General features: G+C 60.5%; 2 protein-coding genes. Both read right to left on the bottom strand.

All coding sequences use genetic code 11. The features are described 5' to 3' along the window. Positions 1-85 precede the first annotated feature (85 nt). The gene (locus HQL63_16295) at positions 86-1,630 is read right to left on the bottom strand and encodes an SUMF1/EgtB/PvdO family nonheme iron enzyme (GenBank protein MBF0178382.1); all 1,545 of its coding nucleotides are present in this window, start codon (positions 1,628-1,630) and stop codon (positions 86-88) included. Positions 1,631-1,686: 56 nt separating this feature from the next. After that, positions 1,687-2,052 carry an arsenate reductase (glutaredoxin) gene (gene arsC, locus HQL63_16290; GenBank protein MBF0178381.1) on the bottom strand — a complete coding sequence of 122 codons (366 nt, stop codon included), beginning with the start codon at positions 2,050-2,052 and terminating at the stop codon, positions 1,687-1,689. Positions 2,053-2,232 lie beyond the last annotated feature (180 nt).

Raw genomic sequence — 2,232 nt, 5'->3', positions numbered from 1 at the left:
GGAGGAAGGGCGCAGCCCTTCCTCCTGGACCTCCATCCCAGTTTTTCAGTCGTTTTTTGGGTGGGTGCCGAACAGATACCTGCCTTCAAGGCATGTTTACCAGACGGAACCCAAGAAGATTGTAGCGCCGGTCCGGAGGAAAACGGTAACGTTGGGTGGCACGAATATACCGGGTTCCACTCAACCAGCTCCCACCCCGAAAAACTTTCCCCTCCCCACGGGATGGTCCGGTTGGGTTGCGCGCCGCACTTAGGCTGTAGTATTCGGGTTCGTACCAATCCGCCACCCACTCCCAGACATTGCCGCTCATATCGTAGAGGCCCAGCCCATTGGGGCTCCGACTTCCCACCGGATGCACTGCGCCCTGGTTGTTGCCGTCGTACCAGGCCACCCGGTCCGGCTGATCATCCCCGCAGTAAAGTTGTTCCCGGCCACCACTCCGGCAGGCGTACTCCCACTCCGCCTCCGTGGGTAAACGGAAGTGGGCTCCGCTGGCCTGATCCAGACGGGAAATATATTGTTGCACGTCGAACCAGGAGACACTCTCCATCGGCTCCCGGGGATCATGGCGGGGCCGCTGCCGATCCACCACGGTCATCTGATTGGATACAGGCATGGGCCCCATGATTTTTTCCCACTCCTCCCGCGTGACTTCATAACGGCCCAGCCAAAAACTGTCCACGCAGACCGCGTGTGGCGGACGTTCATCCAGACCGCCACGCATCCCCCCCATCTGGAAGCACCCGCCGGGGACGCGCACGAAGGTCATCCCGGTGCGGGGTTCGCGCCACGCCTGGCCTTCTCTGGGCTCCCCGGGCGCATCGCGGGTTTCCGGAGCGGAGGAGGCAGGGGAGGAGGCAGGGGAGTCCGCCACAAGTCGGCTTCGCTCTTTGGCAGCGCCGAAGGTCGCCGCAGGGGGGGAAGACTCGGCCTTGCCGGATGCCGGGGCGTTGCCCGTGGCAACGGTTGTTGCAGGTGGTGAAGTATCGAAATCGGGCGGCAGGGCAAAACGCGCGGTGTTTCGTTCCCGAGTCCGGATATCCTCCACCGGGGAGAGCGGCTTGGCGACTGCGGAAACCGGCGGTGGCATGACAGCCGGACTGACCGCCGAACCGGGCGGAGGCAAGGAGGTGGTGCTGACGGTGGAACTTCCCAGAAGGCGTCCATCCATCCAATCCTGAGACTCCTCCTGGGGCACGGCCTGACACACTACCACCGACTTGTCCGCCGAGTAGAAACTGCCCTGACCATGCCGCTCGCCATGTCGATATTCCCCCACATAACGGGCGCCATCGGGCCAGATGAAGGCGCCTTTGCCCTCGCGTTTGCCACCGACAAACTGCCCCTCATACCGGGAACCATTCGGCCAGGTGAAGATCCCATAACCGGTGCGTTCGTCCATGCGATACTCGCCGATATAGCGCGCCCCGTCCGGCCAGGTGAAGGTACCTTTGCCATGTCGTTTGCCGTTCAGGAGTTCACCCTCGTAATGACCACCCGATGGCCAATCGCGATCGACCCACTCAACCGGGCCATGGCTGCCGGAGGGTTCACCCAGCCAGGCAGAAAAATCAACGGGAGCGCAAGCCGACAACAACCACAGCAAACCCAGCCAAAAAATCCGTTGCACAGCACCTTCTCCCCTGCCTGCCTTTGCCCATTCCCGTCTCACGACACCCGGCTGCCTCACCTTCCATCTGGCGACGACAGCACCTCAAGCACCTTTTCCGGTGGTCTGCCCAACACGGCCCCCTTTTCCGTCACGGCAATAGGTCGCTCGATCAATTTGGGGTGCTTCACCATGGCAGCGATCAACTCTTCCCGGGTCAGATCGGGATTGTGCAGGTTGTTCTCCTTGTAGACCGCTTCCCCGGTGCGCATCAGTTGCCGGGGTTCCATGCCCAGAAGGGTCAGGATGTTCGTCAAGGTTGCCTGATCCGGAGGGGTTTTCAGATATTCGACGATGCGGGGCTCTTCACCCCGTGCCCGCAACAACTCCAGGGCAGCCCGGCATTTGCTGCATTGGGGGTTGTGATACAAGGTTACGGCCATGTCATGGTCTCCTCTTGGTTTCTGCTCCACAAAACAGATTCATTGAATATCACCAACACCTGGCGACAAGGGCAAGTTTTTCATCGTCTCCAGGCACTCTAACTCAACTTTTGCAGTTCATTTCGGCTAGATTTTGACGTTTCAAACCAACAGGATCCAGGAGAAGCACTTGGGCGAGCC

It is taken from the genome of Magnetococcales bacterium (genome assembly GCA_015231175.1).
Taxonomy (GTDB): Bacteria; Pseudomonadota; Magnetococcia; order Magnetococcales; family DC0425bin3; genus HA3dbin3.
The sequence above is the reverse complement of the archived record's forward strand: the minus strand, read 5'-3'. Positions and strand labels throughout refer to the sequence as shown.

Coding starts and splice junctions, on each gene's coding strand:
- arsC (MBF0178381.1), bottom strand. CDS start 2,052: ATGGCCGTAACCTTGTATCACAACCCCCAATGCAGCAAATGCCGGGCT.